An 18,458-nucleotide genomic window follows, 5' to 3' on the forward strand; every position below is an offset into this window, starting at 1 on the left:
AAATATGTATAGTTTTGCCAGCGTTAAATTCTTTTACAAAGAACCATTACAACTAGAAAAACATACATAAACCTTAATAAACCTTTTATAAAAATGGAAAAGAAAAGAATCTACACTTTCGGAAACGGCCATGCTGAAGGTAAAGCAGATATGAGAAATCTTTTAGGTGGTAAAGGAGCCAACCTTGCAGAAATGAACTTGATCGGCGTTCCCGTTCCTCCCGGATTTACAATCACGACAGAAGTTTGCAACGAATATTTCGAAAAAGGAAAAGACGACGTAGTCAATCTGTTAAAAGATGATGTAGAGATATCTATAAAAGGAGTGGAAGCACTTATGAAATCTAAATTTGGCGATGTAGAAAATCCGCTGCTGGTTTCTGTTCGCTCGGGTGCAAGAGCCTCCATGCCTGGTATGATGGATACCATATTGAACTTAGGACTTAACGACGAAGTAGTTGTCGGTCTGGCACGCAAAACAGGTAATGAACGCTTTGCGTGGGACTCATACCGTCGATTTATACAGATGTATGGCGACGTGGTGCTGGGTATGAAACCTACAAATAAAGAAGATATCGATCCGTTTGAAGCCATCATAGAGGATGTTAAGAAAACAAAAGGCGTACATCTGGACAATGAGCTGGGAGTAGCCGAACTGAAAGAACTGGTAGTCCGTTTCAAAGCTGCCGTCAAAGCTCAGACCGGACAGGATTTTCCAGAAAATGCTTACGAACAACTTTGGGGAGCCATTTGTGCCGTGTTCGATTCATGGATGAACGAACGTGCTATTCTTTACCGCAAGATGGAAGGTATACCTGCTGAATGGGGTACTGCCGTTAACGTACAGGCAATGGTCTTCGGTAACATGGGTGACACTTCTGCCACAGGCGTTTGCTTCTCTCGTGACGCTGCTACGGGTGAAGATTTATTCAATGGCGAATACTTGATCAATGCACAAGGTGAAGATGTGGTAGCCGGAATCCGTACGCCTCAGCAGATTACGAAAATCGGATCTCAGCGCTGGGCTGCCTTGCAAGGAATTTCGGAAGAGGAACGTGCCAGCAAATATCCTTCTATGGAAGAGGCTATGCCGGAAATATATAAAGAATTGGATGCACTGCAGACAAAACTGGAAAATCATTACCACGATATGCAGGATATGGAATTTACCGTTCAGGAAGGTAAACTCTGGTTCCTTCAGACAAGAAATGGTAAACGTACAGGTGCTGCCATGGTACGCATCGCTATGGAAATGCTGCAGCAAGGTCTGATTGACGAAAAGACTGCAATTTTACGCTGCGAGCCCAACAAGCTGGACGAACTGCTTCATCCGATATTTGACAAAGAAGCTCTGCGTAAGGCAAGAGTACTGACTCGCGGTCTTCCTGCTTCTCCGGGTGCTGCCTGCGGTCAGATTGTATTCTTTGCCGACGACGCAGCTCAGTGGCGTGCCGACGGACACCGGGTAGTTTTAGTACGTATCGAAACTTCTCCTGAAGACCTTGCCGGTATGACTGCTGCCGAAGGTATTCTGACAGCACGAGGCGGAATGACATCGCATGCAGCTGTTGTGGCACGAGGCATGGGTAAATGTTGTGTATCAGGTGCAGGCGCTATCAATGTCGACTACAAAGCACGCACGGTAGAAATAGATGGAACTGTCTTGAAAGAAGGTGATTTCATTTCATTGAACGGTAGCACCGGTGAAGTGTATGCTGGAGAAGTTCCTACCCGCGCAGCTGAATTATCCGGTGACTTTGCGAAACTGATGAAACTTTGCGATAAATATACTCGCCTGAAAGTACGTACCAATGCTGATACGCCGCACGATGCTGAGGTGGCTCGCAGCTTCGGTGCTACCGGTATCGGACTTTGCCGTACGGAACATATGTTCTTCGATAACCAGAAGATCATCGCAATGCGTGAAATGATCCTGGCTCCTGATGTAGAAGGACGTAAGAAAGCACTCGACAAACTGCTTCCATACCAGAAAGCTGACTTCAAGGGTATCTTCAAGGCAATGGACGGCTGTCCGGTGAACGTACGTCTACTCGACCCTCCTTTGCATGAATTTGTTCCGCACGATTTGAAAGGACAGGAAGAAATGGCTAAAGCTATGGGCGTAACAGTTGATTACATCCGTCAGCGCGTAGAAAGTCTGTGTGAACACAACCCGATGTTGGGTCACCGTGGATGTCGTTTGGGAAACACTTATCCTGAAATCACTGAAATGCAGACCCGCGCCATTCTGGGTGCTGCCTGCGAATTGAAGAAAGAAGGTTACGACCCGCATCCGGAAATTATGGTACCGCTTATCGGTATCCTCTATGAATTCGAGGCGCAAGAAAAAGTGATTCGTGAAACTGCTGCACGCTTATTTAAAGAAGAAGGCGTAGAAATTCCATTCAAGGTAGGTACAATGATTGAAGTACCGCGTGCTGCCCTGACTGCCGACCGCATCGCTTCTCACGCCGAATACTTCTCATTCGGAACCAATGACTTGACTCAGATGACCTTCGGTTACTCGCGTGACGATATTGCTTCCTTCCTGCCTGTATATCTGGAAAAGAAGATTTTGAAGGTAGACCCGTTCCAAGTTCTCGACCAGAACGGCGTTGGTCAATTGGTAGAAATGGCTGTCCAGAAAGGACGTTCTGTCCGTCCGGATTTGAAATGCGGTATCTGTGGCGAGCATGGTGGTGAACCTTCTTCTGTTAAGTTCTGCCACAAAGTTGGCTTGGACTACGTAAGTTGTTCTCCATTCCGCGTTCCTATCGCCAGACTGGCTGCGGCGCAGGCTGCAATTGAGGAATAATCTCTAAAGAAGAAAAGCAGATATTTACTAATAATCAATAAGTTAAGGGGCTTGTTTATAGTAGCAAGTCCCTTTTTCTATGTTATATTACTTTGTTTTTCTGATTTTCATGTAGTAGTGTTTACTTCATGTTTACACTAAATTAAGAGAATGTTTACACTGAAATAATATTCGTATAATATTGATTATTAGTTATATATGGTAAGTTTTAAAATCTGTGTTAGACAACAGAGAAATGATAAATTATTTCCTGTTTACATTAGAATCACTCATAGTAGAAAAGTAGGATATATCAAAACAGATAAAGTGATAATTGCTTCTAAGTTAAGAAAAGGAGAAATTAAAGACCCTGAGATTCTTTCCTATGGCTCCAATTTGATTAAGAACTATAGTGAAAGATTGAATGCAGTAGATATTTCATTTTGGGATATACATGATATAATCTCTTATTTGCAGAATATTGATAAGGACATCTCTTTTTCAAAATATGCGAGGAAATATGTTTTAGAAATGGCTACACTCAGAAAGATGGAAAGAAATGCCAAAAACTATAAATGGGCATATATGTCTTTGGAAAAGTACGCAGGTACAGATAATATTATGTTCTCCAAATTGACAACTCAATTTATTCAAGGTTGGATTAATTCTTTATCTGGAACAAACAGGGCTAAAGAAATGTACCCCATTTGTATAAGGATGGTTTATAATGCTGCTCTTGAAGAGTATAATGATTACGACAAGAATATCATTAGAATTAAATTACACCCATTTAGAAAGATTACAATTCCTAAGGCAGATGTCCCTGAAAAGAGAGCATTGGATATTTCCATACTTCGCAAATTCTTTCAAGGTATTGTTCCTGAAACTAAGTTAAAAGCATCTTTGTCCGAACTAAGTAGGGATGTAGCAGAAATGGTATTTTGTTTGGCTGGTATAAATACAGTAGATTTATTTGAGCTAAAGAAAGAGAACTTGAAGGGAGATTTGCTGTGTTATCATAGGCAAAAGACAAAGAAGTTCAGGAAAGATGGTGCTTATATGGAAATTAAGATACCCGCAAGACTATTCCCTTTATTTGAGAAGTACAAATCTAAAACAGGGTATTTATTGAATTTTTCAGAAAGGTATCAGGATAGTAACTGCTTTAATATCAATGTAAACAGTGGCTTAAAACCATATTGTAGATTCAATGGTTTACCCAATATCTGTATCTATAATTTTCGCCATTCATGGGCTACAATAGCTCAAAATAATTGTGGGGCAAGTATAGCAGAGGTAGGTTTTGCTTTGAATCATTCTTCTGCTCATAGGGTTACTGAAGGATATATTAAGAAAGATTACTCTCAAATTAATGTACTTAATGAAAAAGTGATTGAATGCGTGTTTGGTTTCAAAAAATAATTTATACTTTTGCATTCGACATCAATAATCCTCAATCAAACAATCAAATTTTCTTATTATCCGATGTTGGGGTCAAAATTACCCTAATACTAATTATAGCTAAATATTAGTAAGTAGATATTTAGTATAGGAGTGTTTTTGACCCATAATTTATTGTTTAACAAATAAATAGCTGAATTATGGAAGAAAGACATCCAAATTTGATTGTGGCAAGAAAGGATTACACTCCATTCCCTATTAATGCCACTGGCTTATTCAAGCCAAAAGACCTGTACTTGCTTGCAGGAATGTATTTATCATCCGAGTATTATTCTGATGCAAGTTATTTGTATACCAATGTTACTGTTAATCAGTTATCTGCTCTTACAGGTGTATCTGAAGATTACATCTCTAACAATTTCTATCCAAGATTAAAAAGAAGTGGCTTTATTAGGTACAGATGTATTCAAGAACAACCACTTGTAAGAAGAAATCATTTTTATTTACCAAATCCAACACATAACTTTAGATTTATCAGAAAGGAATTTTTCTTTGATAGAACCATTTCTCCTGAAGAGAAAGGTGTAATGATAGGATTGTATTGCATTTGTATAAATGGTACTTTCAGATATGATTTATCAGACCAAAGAGTTTGGGAATCACTGGGTATATCCAAGAACACTTTCAAAAAGTACAGAAACAGCCTTATTGACAATAATATCCTGTGGTCTTCTTATGATGCACCTATGGCATTAACCAATGCAGAACATTTGAGTGCAAAAGTGTTGATGTATCCACATCTTGGGCATAATACTTGGCTTGATTTAGTGGAAGAATTTAACCCTACAGAAGATGAAATAAATCACTATCTTATTATGGTTGAACAAGGCGCATAATACTATGTGTGATTGAATGTATAATCCTCTGTTTTCATCATGGAGAACAGAGGATTTTCTTACATACAGATATATAATGTATAGCTAAATATACTGAAAAATCCACGACATAATATCCCATAAATCAAACACAAACTGGATTATTCTATCCCATCCAATTTTTTGACACTTGTACAAAACAGCCTTTATTCTAATTATTTTCATTTATGATTTTATTTTAGAATAGGCAACTTCCAGTGTGGAGGTTTAAATTTTCAATATTTTTTGCTGTAATTATATTTTCAAGAGCATGAATTACACCATCCTGATACCCTCCCCATCACTCAGGGTGGGGATAGTCCCCTCCCACAACAATTAAAATCATAAATTATGGATAACTTGAAATTTATTGAAACAATGTCAGTTGCTGACTTTAAAACAAAGATGGGTGTGGATAGAATTGATGTGAAACAGAATCCCAATACAGGAAAATGTTTCTTTGTTTATGGCTGTGAAACAGGTGCTGTAAGTGAAAGATTCCTCAAAGGGAATATTACAAAGCCTGTTATTTCACAAGTATGCTCTCCTGATACAGGAGATATGTTTTATATGTTGCATCAGCAGGGTGATGGTGGAGCACCAACATTGGCAACTTTGTAATTGTTACATTGGCAGTTGGATTTAATTCTGACTGCCTTTTTTATTTTCAAATTGTAGAATCATTAATAGTTTTTTGAATATGATGCAATTAAGAGTTTCATCAAAGAAGCAAGCCAAAATAAAACTTGCTCTTCAAGGATGTGCAGGCAGTGGTAAAACTTACTCTGCCTTACTTCTTGCCTATGGGTTGTGTGGAGATTGGAGTAAAATAGCAATTATAGATAGTGAAAATGGAAGTGCTGATTTATATGCTCACTTAGGCAATTATAATGTTCTTTCTCTTCAAGACAACTTTACTCCTGAAACCTATATGGAAGCCATTGGGATATGTGAGGATGCTGGGATGGAAGTCATTATCATAGATTCCATTTCTCAATGTTGGGATAATCTGTTGGAATATCATGCTAACCTACAGGGAAATAGTTTCACTAATTGGCAGAAAGTCACTCCAAGAATCAATGCCTTCATGCAGAAGATTCTGCAAAGTGATAAACACATTATCTGTACTATGAGATGTAAACAGGATTATGTCCTCAATGAGAAAAATGGCAAGATGGTTCCTGAAAAGGTTGGGTTAAAAGCTGTAATGAGAGATGGAATAGATTATGAATTTACCATAGTTTTTGACATCAACATGAAGCATCAAGCCATTTCAAGCAAAGATAGAACCAATCTCTTTATGGGAAAGCCCGATTTTACTATTACACCAACAACAGGACAAATTATCCTTGATTGGTGTAATGATGGAGTGACTGTTGAAATGATAAGACAGCAAATAAATACGGCTAAAACTATAGAGGAATTAACCGCCATTTATCATAAATATCCTGAATGGTATCAACAATTGACCTCTGATTTTATGCAGAAGAAAATGCAGTTGCAAGAGGATAAGAATAAACCGAGTATTAACTATAATCCAAATTTTATAAGATATGGAAGCAATGCAACTACAGCCTGTCAAGGCTAACTTGATTTATCCAAGCAGGGTAAACAGGACATTTGATTTGTCTAAACAAGAAATTGTTGATGTAGAACCTATCTTGTCAAGAAGAGAAGTAAAAAAACTTCCTTTTATTGAAGCCAATACAAAAGAAGTCACTATTGAGCATCTAAAAGATGATTGCATTGTACCTGTATTCAGCAAGGACAATGAAATAACCATTTCCCATCCCAACTTTATTGAATCTGTGTGGGAAGCAGCTAACAGGGTTTTCCCAAGTGAAAGTATTGAATTACCTGAAATCAGAGTAAGTCATATCATCAAAGGGAGAACTCCCGAAGCTATTCACAAGTCAGTAAAAGATTTATTGGAAGAAGACAAGACCATTTATTACGAGAGAATGATGTTTTGCTTTGAAATACCTACTATCCATGAGGATATAATGGGCAACAGATTAAACCTTACAATAGGTGGTGTAAGGGCATATAATCATGAGAATCTTTATAGCAAAAAAGGAGTTGAGAAGTTCAAAATCTTTATAGGCTTCAAGAACCTTGTCTGTTGTAATATGTGTGTATCTACTGATGGTTTCAAGTCAGAATTAAAGGTGATGGATACAAATGGACTGTTTAATGCTGCTATACAACTTTTTCAAGAATACAATATAGCCAAACACCTTTATTATATGGGTGCTTTTCAAGACAGCTATATGACAGAACAACAGTTTGCACAATTCTTAGGAAAGAGTAGATTATACCAATATCTTCCACTTGAGCAGAAGAAAAGTCTTCCTCAAATGCTTATGACTGATACACAAATAGGTATTGTAGCCAAGTCATTTTATCATGATGATAATTTCTCATTTCCTGACAACCAAAAAGAAATTTCTATGTGGAATGTGTACAATCTGCTCACTGGAGCAAATAAATCATCTTATATAGATAACTTCTTGGACAGAGCTTATAATGCTACTCAACTTGCTGATGGATTGAATAAGGCTTTGTATGGAGAAAGTGAGTATATTTGGTTCATACAGTAACAATATGTTCCAATGTTTATATATCCATTATGGTAGGAAATTTTCAGGTTTGTATTATGGGAGAAATTATATTTGCCATTATAAACTTACTGATAGGGGCTTTTGTACTCTGTTACTTTTGTTCTGAAAGTAAGAAAAAGCCATGATTTATGGATTGATTGTTGGATGAAGTCTCGGAGTATATCAATATTTCGGGGCTTCTTTAAATTGGGAAGCTATGAGAATCAGAGATATGTGATAAAGATGTACTTTTGTATAAAACAAGGAGAGATATAAATCACCTCTTCCTGACAAGATATTGCCCACACCTCGAATGCTGATATGGATTTACTTTTATAAAATTGGCTGATTTAATACTTGTTTCTTGCAGAATTATCGTATTTTTGCAGTAACAACAAAATAGTTAGCAATGGAATAGAAGTTTAACAAGACATATTAGAAAAAGAAGTGTTTGCTTCTTACTTGTGACAGTCCTAAAATCACCACTTTGAAGACTAACAATCACAGCAGTAAGGAAGTGAATGCTCATGCCATGAGGTGTGGGCTTTCCTTGTTTGTGATTGTAGGTGTTGTGGTGATACCTTGGACTCAACAAGAAAGCATCACACCTTTCTTGTTGTAGTATGGCTACAAAAAGGCAATATGGATAAGGACTATATCATATATCAAGAGGATGGGCTGTTTGGAGCAAAGAATCAAAGAGGAGAAGTAATCATTTCACCTCAATACATGGAAATGCAATCATTCAGTTGCGGTCTGTCATTGGTCAGAAACCATCAATATCAATATGCTTATATTGATATTAACAACAAGCAAGTTATTCCTTTTGGCAAATATTCTTGGTGTGACCCTCAATTTACAAACAATTATGCTCGGGTTAAATTGAAAGATAATATTCATTGGGGTATAATTGACAACTTTGGGAAAATAGCCATTTATCCAAATCTTGATTATATAGCTCCACTTGAATCATTTAAATCATTTGGTAATTATAATGCTGTAAAATTTACAGGTAGATACAATGGAGAAAAAGTTGGATATATAATAGACCATTTATCTAAAGAAAACTTACCTATTGACTTTGAATTCATGTCTGATTTTGAGTTAGAAGATATTTTACCATCAGAGCAAACAGATATAAAGAGAAGGTATTTTGTCTACACATCAGATGAGAACTTCAATGATTCTTCATGGGAAGATAAAGAGAATTGGGAAGACCAAAGACTTGATGCTTTTGAGGGAGATGAAAGTAATTATTGGAATATTGATTAATAAAAGAAACATATAAAATGGATAAGAAAATCATTTTACTTTTTATATTGCTCTGCTGTATATTTATCAGTTGCAGCAATGAAGATGAAGCTGCAAGCAATTTGTCTGTAATTGGGACTTGGAATGCCACAACTTTAATAGAAGATGCGGTATATACAGACTTAGAAAAAGAAGAACATAATGAAGTTGAAATAAATTATGGGTCTTATATTTGGGAGTTTGAGGGAAATGGTAATATTGAAGTGACTGGTAGTGTTGATGGTAATTATCAATGGTACAATAAAGGAGAGAAACCTGCAGATTATCGGGTCTTTGTATTTGACAAAAATCAGATGAAATTGCTAATGGAATTTTCAGACACTTCAAAATCTCCTGCTGTCTATGATGTGTTGGAATTATCTGATACAGAAATGATATTGAGAGATTCTGATACATGGTTGAATATGGGAGAGGGAGAAATTATAATTACTCGAACTTTAACCTTCAAAAGAATCAAGTGAGAGATGGAATTTCCATTAATTTTTGGTCTTCAGAAGACAAGTTTACCATTGATAGTAACATCAGGTAAACTAAAGAATTTGTGCTTTCTTATAGATACAGGGGCTACTCATAATGTTCTTTTTGCCTATGTATATGAACACTTTAAGAATGAGTTCAAAATACTGAATGGTACACAGAATATTATGGGTATTGAGGGAGAGTATAAAGAAACTCCGATTATTGAAGCGACTTTCAATTTTGAGGGAAATGATTATACCTCCACATTCTCAGTGCTTGATGCATCTGAAGCAGTAACACAAGTACAAGAAGAAACAGGGGCGCAAATTCATGGTATTCTAAGTACCGACTTTTTAATAAAAAACAAATGGATTCTTGATTTTGAAACTTATAATGTAAAATGTAATGATTGAAGTTATAGCCATACTTGCTATAGGAATAGCAATACTCTTATATGCAGAAAGACAATCCAACAAAAAGACAATAGAGGAACAAAGTTATAAAATAAGACATTTGACGGGTAATCTGAATGGAGATGATAAAAGGGAAAATCAGCAATTCCTTGATGACTATCATTTTGAGAAGATTGTCAGAGAATTGAAGTCAGAAGATGAATATGCCCAGTTTGAGCCTGATGATGTAATTGAAGGAAAAGCAAAAGTTAAGTTCAAAAGTATGTATGGGTATGAATACAGAAAAAGATGATATCTTCATTCAAACCAAAGGCATAGGTTTTACATTCCTTCTTGACAAGATAATGAAGCATAACCTTATCAGTCCTGCATTCTTGGCTTTCTTCAATCTTGGAGAAAGTCAAATGTATTCACTTCCTATTGATAATATAAGAAAAGTGAATATAAAACCTGCCTATGACAACTTACAACCTTTTCTTCCTGAATATGTAGATTCCGTAAGCACTAATGATGTGTTCCATTATGTTGGAAAGAAAGTAGGAAGATGTAAGGACAACAAGTTGAGAATATGCAAAGTATTTATGCTTGAATTTGAGTATGAGGGATACACTTTCTCTTTTCTTTTTCTTCTTGACAAGAGTTTAAAAATACCTGCAATATTAGGTTTAGAATCATTTAATTATATAATAAGAACAGTTATGAAACCTAAATAATAATATTTGATTAAATTACTAATATATAGAATATTACATTAGTAATTATCTGCATGAAATAGAATCAAATTATATAATAATAAATAGAAAGCATCTTATTTGTATTCAAATAAGTTTACTGCATTTTTACAGTAAAAAAATAACTTATTGATTGTCATAAGTATTTTCTTGCGGCGCAGGCTGCTATTGAAGAAGCATAAGCAATATAGGATAATATTTGATTTAGGCTGTAACGAACTGTTTATCAGGCGTTACAGCCTAAGTTGTTTTTAGGTGATTCGTGCACTTGTCCGCAAAAAATGAGCCAAATAAACGGTACTTGCATACACCACGCATACACTTTTGAACAGTGGCGCATACACCAACGCATACACCATTTAATAACTTATAAATCAATCTGATATGGCAACATTTAAAGTAGTCGTAAGAAAAAAGAGAGCTGACGGATTTTATCCAGTGTACATTCGTGTTGTCCACCGTTCAAGAATGGTGTACTATGGAGTAATAGGTGCTGTAATGGTCAGCATAATTCTTTATCTATATAAATTGGACAAAAAGATTTGTACAGAGAAGCATAACCAAATATGGATTCTATGCTTTTTACCCTACACACCTTTTGTTATACATCGTATTAATAGTACATATTTCTCTTGAACTTTTACCCACTATATATCTAGATTGAGCCTTAATAAGTATTTAACATAGGTCAACTTAATTCTTTTAAAACTACTTTAATCTACTTAACTCATTAATATGAAGTACGCAGAATCTTATCTTCATTGCGTCATCATATATTTCAGCAGAAGTATGAAAATGTCCGTAAAACCAATTGGTAAGAAGGTGTTCATTCCCTACAAGCCATTCATATAATCGGGTAAGATCTTTTCTCTCCTTATCCAAATCAGAAGTCAAATCATCATCATTAGCACAGAAATGCTCTACATCTCTTTTTGTAAGTGGAGGACAAAAATCCGGAGCTGAATGAGTTATTACTGTATCAATTTTTATGCCTTCATCATTGAGAATCCGTAACTGTTCTTCATCATATCTGAACATTTCATCCTCCCAATACAAAGGTAACCTTTGTTTACCGAGAATCCGATTATAATCCATCTGGGAAAGCCTGAAACTCCTGTCTATAGATATAGCTCCACCAACACACAAGATATTATGTTTCCTAGTATGTACAATGGTATAATCCGGCAAAGTTTTCATATAAGGATAATCAATCAACTCCTTATCAAAGAACAAGGGGTCATCATGATTGCCACGTACCATAAGCAGCAGAACATTCTGTTTTTTAAGTTTTCTATGTAACTTCCTTTTATAGAGTTCATCATAATACGCCAGTTTATTAAATCCGAAACCACAATCTCCAGCTACAATAACAGTCGCATTTTCTATTTTCTTTTGTACAATATTGAAGACAAGTGTTTCAAACTCGCCATGAATATCACCACAAGCTATAACAAAATCGTCTCTATATGATATATCAAGATATTGCATTATTAATCAAGACTAATTCATTCTAAAATAAATTCAAACATCTCTACAAATTCTTATACTGAAACATATTAGAGATCGGCAGCCTTCAAATTAAATACAGGCTTTATTACATTTTCAATATCAACAGTGTCATTAATGTTATCCATGATTTCATGTTTTGATTTATAAACCATAGGAGACTCGTCTTTAGTATATTCTGATACTGTTTCACTATATACATCTTCCATCGATTTTTTGAAATCCTCCAGACTTATCTCCTTAAATGCCTGACTACGGCTCATGATTCTTCCTGCACCATGAGGAGCAGAAAAGTTCCAGTCTTCATTGCCTTTCCCGATACAAATCAAAGAACCGTCGCGCATGTTCAATGGTATAATACATTTTTCACCTAATCTTGCCGATATTGCACCTTTTCTGATTATATTATCATTACCAATATAATTGTGAACACTTTCAAAAGGTCGAAAATGCTCTTCAGATGAAACAACGCCTTTTCCAACGATAAAATCCATAATCAGATTTACAATCAGTTTTCGGTTTATCTGTGCCCAACACTGGCAGATATGCATATCATGCAGATAGTCTTCCCGAAACTGACCTTGCAAATAACATAAATCCTGTGGTATGGTCAGTTTGCAAGTCTTAAATGAGTTGTGAAGATTTCTGATGACATCCTGCAACTCGTTTTTTCGTCCGGCAAGTTTGTACTCTGCAATTATACGGTTTTTTTCTTCAATCAGCTTATCCCAACCGGACTGACATTTTATAGCCAATTTCTGATAAATATCTGCCACCTGCTTCCCTAAATTGCGGCTTCCGGTATGCACAACAAGGTAATAAAGGCCGGATTCATCTTTGTCCAATTCTATAAAATGATTTCCACCACCAAGCGAACCTATGGATTTATATAACCTGCGAACTTCTTTCAGTTCACGATAACAGCGCAACTGCAATATCAGTTGTTTTGCATTATGATACAAATCTGAATATTTTTGCGGCAATGGCAGATACTGCTCATCCCTAAAATCACGTCCTGAAGGAATAGCATGGAGGATATATTCATTCAAAGCATGGAAGTCGATAGAACTGTTGCAGGAGAACGGTTGAACCAACATACCACACCCTATATCCACTCCCACGATATTAGGAATAACCTTGTCACCCAAATTACCGGTGAAACCTATAACACATCCTGCTCCGCCATGTACATCCGGCATAATACGAATCTTGCAGTCACTGAATACATCTATGGACAGCAACTGCCTGATTTGGTCAAGAGCTGCATCTTCTATATTGTCTGTGAATATCTTCACATCATATCCATCTATCGTCTTCATATGAATATCTTTAATTACATTTGGTGAATATATCGATTCTGAATATGTTTTTCTCCATATCCGGATCATGAATCATCGTCCATTTTGTCTGAGTGTCTTTTGTCAATTTATTCATAATATCAGCAGATACTATCATATCTAGAAACTTGCGAACTATATCCTCATCGGTCTCTCTATTATAATGAATTGCCACAATCAGATTGGAAATATCATCTAAAGTATGATATTTCGTTGGAAGATGTTTCAGCAGGTCACTCAATTCCGCATCCAGATAATCAAGATTTCCATACAATGTAAAGAAATCTATAAACTTTGTATCAGAGTAATATCTCAAGAAACTTCTGACATCATTAAAATCAAAACAAATAAGACTGTGTTTCACTATCATATTTATAAATGAGCCTACAAAACCCATTACTTTTCTGTCGGCCTCATTATATAAATCTGAAATAGTGCTGCAAGGCAAACCATCATAGTCCACAACAAAAATCCCGTCTGCTAATTTTTCTATTTCATCAAGAAGTAGTAAAGCTTTTTCTCTCTTCTCCAGTCCCTCGGATGAGTGAGGTAATGTGACAACAAGCAATTTTACCTTTATTTGTATGTCAACGGATTTTTGTAGAAAACCTCTTATACAGCCTTCTCCTGTACCTCCACCAAGGCATACTATAAAACAGGACAGTATTTTATCGGTAATAATTTTCTCCAGACTTGGTAATATTTTCTGACACTCTGATTCTGCAAGGCTTCTATTCTTTCCACTGCCTAATCCATCTGCTCCTATCAGGTATTTATGCGGTAATGACAGTTCCTCCATTTCTTTTCTGTTCATACCAAACACACTTAACTCTGTATCGGTCAACTTACAAGCCTGTATTTTGTTCACTATTCTGCCGGCTCCACCGCCAATACCAATTATTGAAATAACAGGTTTAGATTCTTTTGGAAAAACAAATGGAAATTCTAAATTATTATCCTCCATATATACTTTTCTTTATTATATCATACACAATAAACATCCTTCTTCTTAAAAGAAAATAAACTGGCAGTAACATAAATACCAAAAATGCCAATACATAAACAACAGTACGTTGAAATACTGTAAATCCAGAAATATCAGGATGTGACAATATACTGCGTAAAGGTTTCATTATTTTAATATTTAAACAATCAGGTCGGGAACAGGAACATCCATTCGGCATCAGTTTGTGATGCCAGGACAAAGACAAGGACAAAAGCAAAGTCAAAGACCGGGTAACATTCAAACCTCATATGGTATATATTACCCGTCGTGTTTTAAGTTAAACATGTCTCAAACTAATCCTCATAAATAATGACTGATGATACTGTTCCCGTAAAGAAAGAATCGATATACCTTATGACATCAGCTTCTTCCAACCTGATTTATTCTTCCAATAAGGATAACTTCTCGTATGTAGTCTGAAGTGCATCTGGAACGATAATCTTCAGTTTGGATATACGATCAGATTCCTTTATCTGCCACTCTTTATATTGTGAAAACATCCGTTTGTACTGCAATGAAGCTCTTTCCAGTTCAGACTTATATTTCTGTTGCGATTCCAGATTCAACCGGTCGGACTCCCTTTTCAATGCAAACTTGATACGGTTCAGTTCACGCTCATTCTGTCTGTGTATCTTTTGCAGTTCAAAGAAGACTTCTTCCACCTTCTCCTGGCTTACCGAAGCTGTATGGGAATAAATCAAGGTATCCTTTCCTGTTCCATCCGCCGTATAAGGTTTCATCGTCTTGGTTAAAAGTTCTTCTCTGGCATCCGAAAACTTTCCTCCGGGATGGATATATTTTCCTATGGTTACGGCTATAGCTTCAAGTGTAAAATAACGGTTTCGTTCTTTCACATTCATTTCGGCAATAAGGTCTTCCACACGTATTTTTTTCGGAAGTTCTGTCTTTTCAATAACAGGATATCCGAATGACTGGTACCATTCATCAAAGGAGCATCTGTTTACTTGCTGTATCTCCCTTTCCTTGGCTTTTATGGCTTCGCGCATCCAAGCACAAAAAGCATTCATTTCTGCAATTTCTTCAAGCAGACCCTTTACTTCAAACTCTTCTCATCATAACCTAAGCTGACTGTCTTTCCGCTTTCGGAGAGTGAGCCGACAATATCCACTTTCGTAGTAATGAAACTTATATTCTTGAGTTTTGTTTCATTGCCCAAAATGGTTTCCTGCGCAAGGTCAGCTAAATGAGATGCGGAAGTTGAAGTCAGACCCTTTTCCGAAAAGAATACCTCATTTACTTTCTCCATAAATACTAATACAATTTTTTAAATTCAAAATCATCTATACTACAACATGCTTTCTTATAATCAAATCCATATAAACGCATATATGCTTCTTTAATTTCCTTTGCACCGTTATAGAACGGATTTGATGTATGAATATCTGTAGTAACGATTACTTTCATTTCAGGAGTCAACACTGTATCGCTTGTCCTTTTAATCCGCTTCGGAATTATTTCAAACACCCTGTCCTCCGTGTTTATAAATCCAACTGCTGCCATCATGAGATTATCAAAAATCAGATTACAGAAACACGAATCATCAACATTATTATTTGATAGTTCTTCCATAATTTGACAAGGGGTTCCTTCATTCCAGTCTCTATATTTCTTTGGTAACCAATCTGTCCCCCAAATCCATTCTTTACCTCTACATGGGTAAGTGTCATAATGTTCTTCGAGAAAATCATAATAAATTGCAAAGTCACCTTCATTGTCAAATTCGTATGTAAGCCATAAAACCCTTTTCTTACTACTTATCCGATAACGGAAATGCCTTATCTGGTAAGGATGTTCAAAGTATGAAAAACTATGAAAATCTATTTGTAAGGAAGGATGCTGTTTTTCGACCTTTTTCCCAACCCTTTTTAAGGCTTCAGATATAGGGCCTCTAAGCACTTCTTTTATAATCTCATTCTTCAATGAAATAACTAAAAGAGCCTCTTTCATGAAATTTTGATTGAAAGAGATTTCATGTAGTATCTGACTAGCAGAATTTACTTTATTCTTTTTAAACAATGATGTCAAGGGGATCTTCATCTGAGCTAATCCAATTTCTTGAATTCAAAATCGTTTTTACTGCAACATGCTTTCTGATAGTCAAATCCATACAGACGCATATATGCTTCCTTAATTTCCTTTGCACCGTTATAGAACGGATCGGTAGTGTGTTGTTGTGTAGTAACTGTGACTTCCATTTCAGGTGTCAGTACTGTTCCATTTGTTTTCTTTACTCTCTTTGGAGTTACTCTAAATACTTTTGACATAATACATTAAGTTTAAAGGTTATATATCTTATCCATTATTTATACAGACAAATATACGGGTTACAATATGCCAAATTGAGGAATAGCAAGAAAAAAATAATATTATCTACATTAATCTCAGTTTTTATTGAATATCAGCTTCCGATTCTCATTTGACATTTCTTCAGTACCGCCATAATATGTGATCTCCAATAGCTTTTCTTCAACCCATCTTTATTTAAGCGTTCTTCCGACTTAGGAGCATTGATTTTCCACTGTTCATTGAAATCAGAAAATATCTCTTCAAAAACGTACTGTTCAAGTAAACTTTTGATATTCATAATAGACTATATCTTTGTTTTTGCAAATTTATAAAAAGAGAGATGCCAGATTGAAGCATAAATGATTTTTATTTATTATCCCTCAATATGGCATAGTCTTTAATGTTATTTTGCATCAGTTAAATTGTAAAGATATGAACCTAAATAGCAATATAGATAAAAGTAGCTTGCCATTTTCTGTTGAAGAATTGCTTTGCATTCAAATGCAAGATTATACTATGGAAAGATGCAAACTTATATTAGAGCAATAAAACAAAGAAGGAGTAATAACTATTCCATTTTACTCTGAACTATATCCAAAATATTTACTGGATATACTTGGTGATGATGCTCCATTATTAATTCATATTTCCGGTGATTTGGACTTATTTTCCGAAAACAAGCGTATAGCCATAATAGGTTCACGTAAGGCTGACGATAAAGGAATAAAGTCTGCATATCAATTAGCATTCAAATATGCATCTATGGGATATGTCATTGTAAGTGGACTGGCATTGGGTTGTGATACTGCAGCCCATAAAGGCTGCTTACAGGCAGGTGGTAAGACAATAGCAGTTGTGGCTTCAGGTTTAAATATCACTCATCCTAAATACAATAAGATTCTACAAGACGAAATAGTAAACAATGGAGGAGCAATTATCACAGAATATCCGTTTGGCATTAAGGCAAATCCTACAAGACTGGTGAAACGTTGCAAATTACAGATTGGTCTTTCGCAAGAAGTAATCGTAGCGCAATCCTCACCTGAAAGCGGAACCATGTATGCTGTGCAATTTGCAAAAAAATATTTAGGATCCAAGAATATATATGCAGTAGAATATGATAAATACGATGACAACAACTTAGGGAATAAGTATCTGATTGAACGAGGCATAGCAAAACCTATAACAATTGAATAATACTACATATCGGCTAGAACTATTACTTAGCAATAATAAAAATATCAACCTAATAGATACAAAAACTGTATTATCGTTAATCAAAACCAAACCAATATTAGAACGTAATTATGAAAGCGAGAAACAAGTGGCAACACAAAGTTAATTCTGAGAAATACAAGGAAGGATATACAGATGTAAGCTACGAGGATACATGATGTTTAGATATGACACTAGCCCGTACATAGTCAATCACCTTCATGGCTTTTTGAAAGCACAAAAGGGTCCATGGGGAGGATGTCCTGGATTTTTTTTTGAAAAATATGGTTTAGAAAAATGTCACGATGCATGGCTAAACACTATCCGTAAAATGATTTATGCCTTTGAGGAATACCAGCGTAATGACAAATATGACATTGATGAAGAAAAACGTGAACGTATCAGAGAGGGTATGCAGTTATTCATCGATTACTATAGAAATCTATGGATATAAGCAAAATAACC

General features: G+C 35.7%; 21 protein-coding genes and 1 pseudogene. 15 read left to right on the forward strand and 7 right to left on the reverse strand.

Annotation, left to right across the window (positions count from 1 at the left end; all coding sequences use genetic code 11):
* Nucleotides 1–93: 93 nt before the first annotated feature.
* From ppdK to WKT12_RS16515, 13 genes and pseudogenes are all read left to right on the forward strand, one after another.
* The gene (ppdK, locus tag WKT12_RS01710; protein ID WP_021970981.1) at nt 94–2,814 is read left to right on the forward strand and encodes a pyruvate, phosphate dikinase; all 2,721 of its coding nucleotides are present in this window, start codon (nt 94–96) and stop codon (nt 2,812–2,814) included.
* 198 nt (nt 2,815–3,012) lie between these two features.
* Entirely contained in the window at nt 3,013–4,215 is a 1,203-nt protein-coding gene (locus WKT12_RS01715) for a tyrosine-type recombinase/integrase (RefSeq protein WP_340318581.1), read from the forward strand.
* A 179-nt stretch (nt 4,216–4,394) separates the two neighbouring features.
* The gene (locus WKT12_RS01720) at nt 4,395–5,090 is read left to right on the forward strand and encodes a hypothetical protein (protein ID WP_340318582.1); all 696 of its coding nucleotides are present in this window, start codon (nt 4,395–4,397) and stop codon (nt 5,088–5,090) included.
* A gap of 369 nt (nt 5,091–5,459) precedes the next feature.
* Nucleotides 5,460–5,729 carry a hypothetical protein gene (locus WKT12_RS01725; protein ID WP_340318583.1) on the forward strand — a complete coding sequence of 90 codons (270 nt, stop codon included), beginning with the start codon at nt 5,460–5,462 and terminating at the stop codon, nt 5,727–5,729.
* 79 nt (nt 5,730–5,808) lie between these two features.
* Entirely contained in the window at nt 5,809–6,696 is an 888-nt protein-coding gene (locus WKT12_RS01730; protein ID WP_340318584.1) for an AAA family ATPase, read from the forward strand.
* Nucleotides 6,662–7,708 (forward strand): DUF3871 family protein, encoded by a 1,047-nt coding sequence (locus WKT12_RS01735; RefSeq protein WP_340318585.1) that lies wholly within the window; start codon nt 6,662–6,664, stop codon nt 7,706–7,708. Before WKT12_RS01730 ends, WKT12_RS01735 begins: the two co-directional genes overlap by 35 nt.
* A 487-nt stretch (nt 7,709–8,195) precedes the next feature.
* The gene (locus WKT12_RS01740; protein WP_340318586.1) at nt 8,196–8,330 is read left to right on the forward strand and encodes a hypothetical protein; all 135 of its coding nucleotides are present in this window, start codon (nt 8,196–8,198) and stop codon (nt 8,328–8,330) included.
* 20 nt (nt 8,331–8,350) lie between these two features.
* Nucleotides 8,351–8,980: a WG repeat-containing protein gene (locus WKT12_RS01745; RefSeq protein ID WP_340318587.1), complete on the forward strand. Its 630-nt coding sequence runs from the start codon at nt 8,351–8,353 to the stop codon at nt 8,978–8,980.
* 17 nt (nt 8,981–8,997) lie between these two features.
* Nucleotides 8,998–9,480, forward strand: a complete 483-nt coding sequence (locus tag WKT12_RS01750; RefSeq protein WP_340318588.1) for a hypothetical protein — start codon at nt 8,998–9,000, stop codon at nt 9,478–9,480.
* Nucleotides 9,481–9,483: 3 nt separating this feature from the next.
* Complete coding sequence (locus WKT12_RS01755) at nt 9,484–9,891, forward strand: hypothetical protein (protein ID WP_340318589.1); 408 nt, start codon at nt 9,484–9,486, stop codon at nt 9,889–9,891.
* The gene (locus tag WKT12_RS01760; protein WP_340318590.1) at nt 9,884–10,183 is read left to right on the forward strand and encodes a hypothetical protein; all 300 of its coding nucleotides are present in this window, start codon (nt 9,884–9,886) and stop codon (nt 10,181–10,183) included. Before WKT12_RS01755 ends, WKT12_RS01760 begins: the two co-directional genes overlap by 8 nt.
* Nucleotides 10,164–10,604 carry a hypothetical protein gene (locus WKT12_RS01765; protein WP_340318591.1) on the forward strand — a complete coding sequence of 147 codons (441 nt, stop codon included), beginning with the start codon at nt 10,164–10,166 and terminating at the stop codon, nt 10,602–10,604. The genes WKT12_RS01760 and WKT12_RS01765 overlap by 20 nt, the downstream gene beginning before the upstream one ends.
* Before the next feature lie 402 nt (nt 10,605–11,006).
* Nucleotides 11,007–11,099: pseudogene (locus tag WKT12_RS16515) on the forward strand (phage integrase SAM-like domain-containing protein); the annotation flags it as partial.
* A gap of 231 nt (nt 11,100–11,330) precedes the next feature.
* On the opposite strand, the gene WKT12_RS01770 reads toward WKT12_RS16515, so the two are convergent.
* From WKT12_RS01770 to WKT12_RS01800, 7 genes are all read right to left on the reverse strand, one after another.
* A complete protein-coding gene (locus WKT12_RS01770; protein WP_340318592.1) occupies nt 11,331–12,110 on the reverse strand; it encodes a metallophosphoesterase in 780 nt (259 codons plus the stop codon).
* A gap of 68 nt (nt 12,111–12,178) precedes the next feature.
* Nucleotides 12,179–13,447: an RtcB family protein gene (locus WKT12_RS01775; protein WP_340318593.1), complete on the reverse strand. Its 1,269-nt coding sequence runs from the start codon at nt 13,445–13,447 to the stop codon at nt 12,179–12,181.
* A gap of 10 nt (nt 13,448–13,457) precedes the next feature.
* A complete protein-coding gene (locus tag WKT12_RS01780; protein ID WP_340318594.1) occupies nt 13,458–14,429 on the reverse strand; it encodes a hypothetical protein in 972 nt (323 codons plus the stop codon).
* Nucleotides 14,430–14,851: 422 nt separating this feature from the next.
* Nucleotides 14,852–15,499 carry a hypothetical protein gene (locus WKT12_RS01785; protein WP_340318595.1) on the reverse strand — a complete coding sequence of 216 codons (648 nt, stop codon included), beginning with the start codon at nt 15,497–15,499 and terminating at the stop codon, nt 14,852–14,854.
* 26 nt (nt 15,500–15,525) lie between these two features.
* A complete protein-coding gene (locus tag WKT12_RS01790) occupies nt 15,526–15,738 on the reverse strand; it encodes a hypothetical protein (protein WP_340318596.1) in 213 nt (70 codons plus the stop codon).
* A 5-nt stretch (nt 15,739–15,743) separates the two neighbouring features.
* A complete protein-coding gene (locus tag WKT12_RS01795; RefSeq protein WP_340318597.1) occupies nt 15,744–16,439 on the reverse strand; it encodes a DUF6140 family protein in 696 nt (231 codons plus the stop codon).
* A gap of 95 nt (nt 16,440–16,534) precedes the next feature.
* Nucleotides 16,535–16,756, reverse strand: coding sequence for a DUF6140 family protein (locus WKT12_RS01800; protein WP_117852371.1), 222 nt, complete (start codon nt 16,754–16,756; stop codon nt 16,535–16,537).
* A 586-nt stretch (nt 16,757–17,342) separates the two neighbouring features.
* Here WKT12_RS01800 and WKT12_RS01805 point away from each other — a divergent pair.
* A complete protein-coding gene (locus tag WKT12_RS01805) occupies nt 17,343–17,975 on the forward strand; it encodes a DNA-processing protein DprA (protein ID WP_340318611.1) in 633 nt (210 codons plus the stop codon).
* Between the two features lie 349 nt (nt 17,976–18,324).
* The gene (locus tag WKT12_RS01810; RefSeq protein ID WP_340318598.1) at nt 18,325–18,447 is read left to right on the forward strand and encodes a hypothetical protein; all 123 of its coding nucleotides are present in this window, start codon (nt 18,325–18,327) and stop codon (nt 18,445–18,447) included.
* The last annotated feature ends 11 nt before the right edge of the window (nt 18,448–18,458 follow it).

The sequence above is a fragment of the Phocaeicola sp. HCN-6420 genome (genome assembly GCF_037890145.1).
In the GTDB taxonomy this organism is placed as follows: Bacteria; Bacteroidota; Bacteroidia; order Bacteroidales; family Bacteroidaceae; genus Phocaeicola.

What these genes read in the sequence shown, in the direction of transcription:
- WKT12_RS01745 (WP_340318587.1), top strand. Translation starts at nt 8,351, where the DNA reads ATGGATAAGGACTATATCATATATCAAGAGGATGGGCTGTTTGGAGCA.
- WKT12_RS01775 (WP_340318593.1), bottom strand. Translation starts at nt 13,447, where the DNA reads ATGAAGACGATAGATGGATATGATGTGAAGATATTCACAGACAATATA.
- WKT12_RS01750 (WP_340318588.1), top strand. Translation starts at nt 8,998, where the DNA reads ATGGATAAGAAAATCATTTTACTTTTTATATTGCTCTGCTGTATATTT.
- WKT12_RS01765 (WP_340318591.1), top strand. Translation starts at nt 10,164, where the DNA reads ATGAATACAGAAAAAGATGATATCTTCATTCAAACCAAAGGCATAGGT.
- WKT12_RS01755 (WP_340318589.1), top strand. Translation starts at nt 9,484, where the DNA reads ATGGAATTTCCATTAATTTTTGGTCTTCAGAAGACAAGTTTACCATTG.
- WKT12_RS01720 (WP_340318582.1), top strand. Translation starts at nt 4,395, where the DNA reads ATGGAAGAAAGACATCCAAATTTGATTGTGGCAAGAAAGGATTACACT.
- WKT12_RS01760 (WP_340318590.1), top strand. Translation starts at nt 9,884, where the DNA reads ATGATTGAAGTTATAGCCATACTTGCTATAGGAATAGCAATACTCTTA.
- WKT12_RS01795 (WP_340318597.1), bottom strand. Translation starts at nt 16,439, where the DNA reads ATGAAAGAGGCTCTTTTAGTTATTTCATTGAAGAATGAGATTATAAAA.
- WKT12_RS01730 (WP_340318584.1), top strand. Translation starts at nt 5,809, where the DNA reads ATGATGCAATTAAGAGTTTCATCAAAGAAGCAAGCCAAAATAAAACTT.
- WKT12_RS01810 (WP_340318598.1), top strand. Translation starts at nt 18,325, where the DNA reads ATGATTTATGCCTTTGAGGAATACCAGCGTAATGACAAATATGACATT.
- WKT12_RS01725 (WP_340318583.1), top strand. Translation starts at nt 5,460, where the DNA reads ATGGATAACTTGAAATTTATTGAAACAATGTCAGTTGCTGACTTTAAA.
- WKT12_RS01735 (WP_340318585.1), top strand. Translation starts at nt 6,662, where the DNA reads ATGGAAGCAATGCAACTACAGCCTGTCAAGGCTAACTTGATTTATCCA.
- WKT12_RS01785 (WP_340318595.1), bottom strand. Translation starts at nt 15,499, where the DNA reads ATGAATGCTTTTTGTGCTTGGATGCGCGAAGCCATAAAAGCCAAGGAA.
- WKT12_RS01715 (WP_340318581.1), top strand. Translation starts at nt 3,013, where the DNA reads ATGGTAAGTTTTAAAATCTGTGTTAGACAACAGAGAAATGATAAATTA.
- WKT12_RS01780 (WP_340318594.1), bottom strand. Translation starts at nt 14,429, where the DNA reads ATGGAGGATAATAATTTAGAATTTCCATTTGTTTTTCCAAAAGAATCT.
- WKT12_RS01770 (WP_340318592.1), bottom strand. Translation starts at nt 12,110, where the DNA reads ATGCAATATCTTGATATATCATATAGAGACGATTTTGTTATAGCTTGT.
- WKT12_RS01800 (WP_117852371.1), bottom strand. Translation starts at nt 16,756, where the DNA reads ATGTCAAAAGTATTTAGAGTAACTCCAAAGAGAGTAAAGAAAACAAAT.
- WKT12_RS01790 (WP_340318596.1), bottom strand. Translation starts at nt 15,738, where the DNA reads ATGGAGAAAGTAAATGAGGTATTCTTTTCGGAAAAGGGTCTGACTTCA.
- ppdK (WP_021970981.1), top strand. Translation starts at nt 94, where the DNA reads ATGGAAAAGAAAAGAATCTACACTTTCGGAAACGGCCATGCTGAAGGT.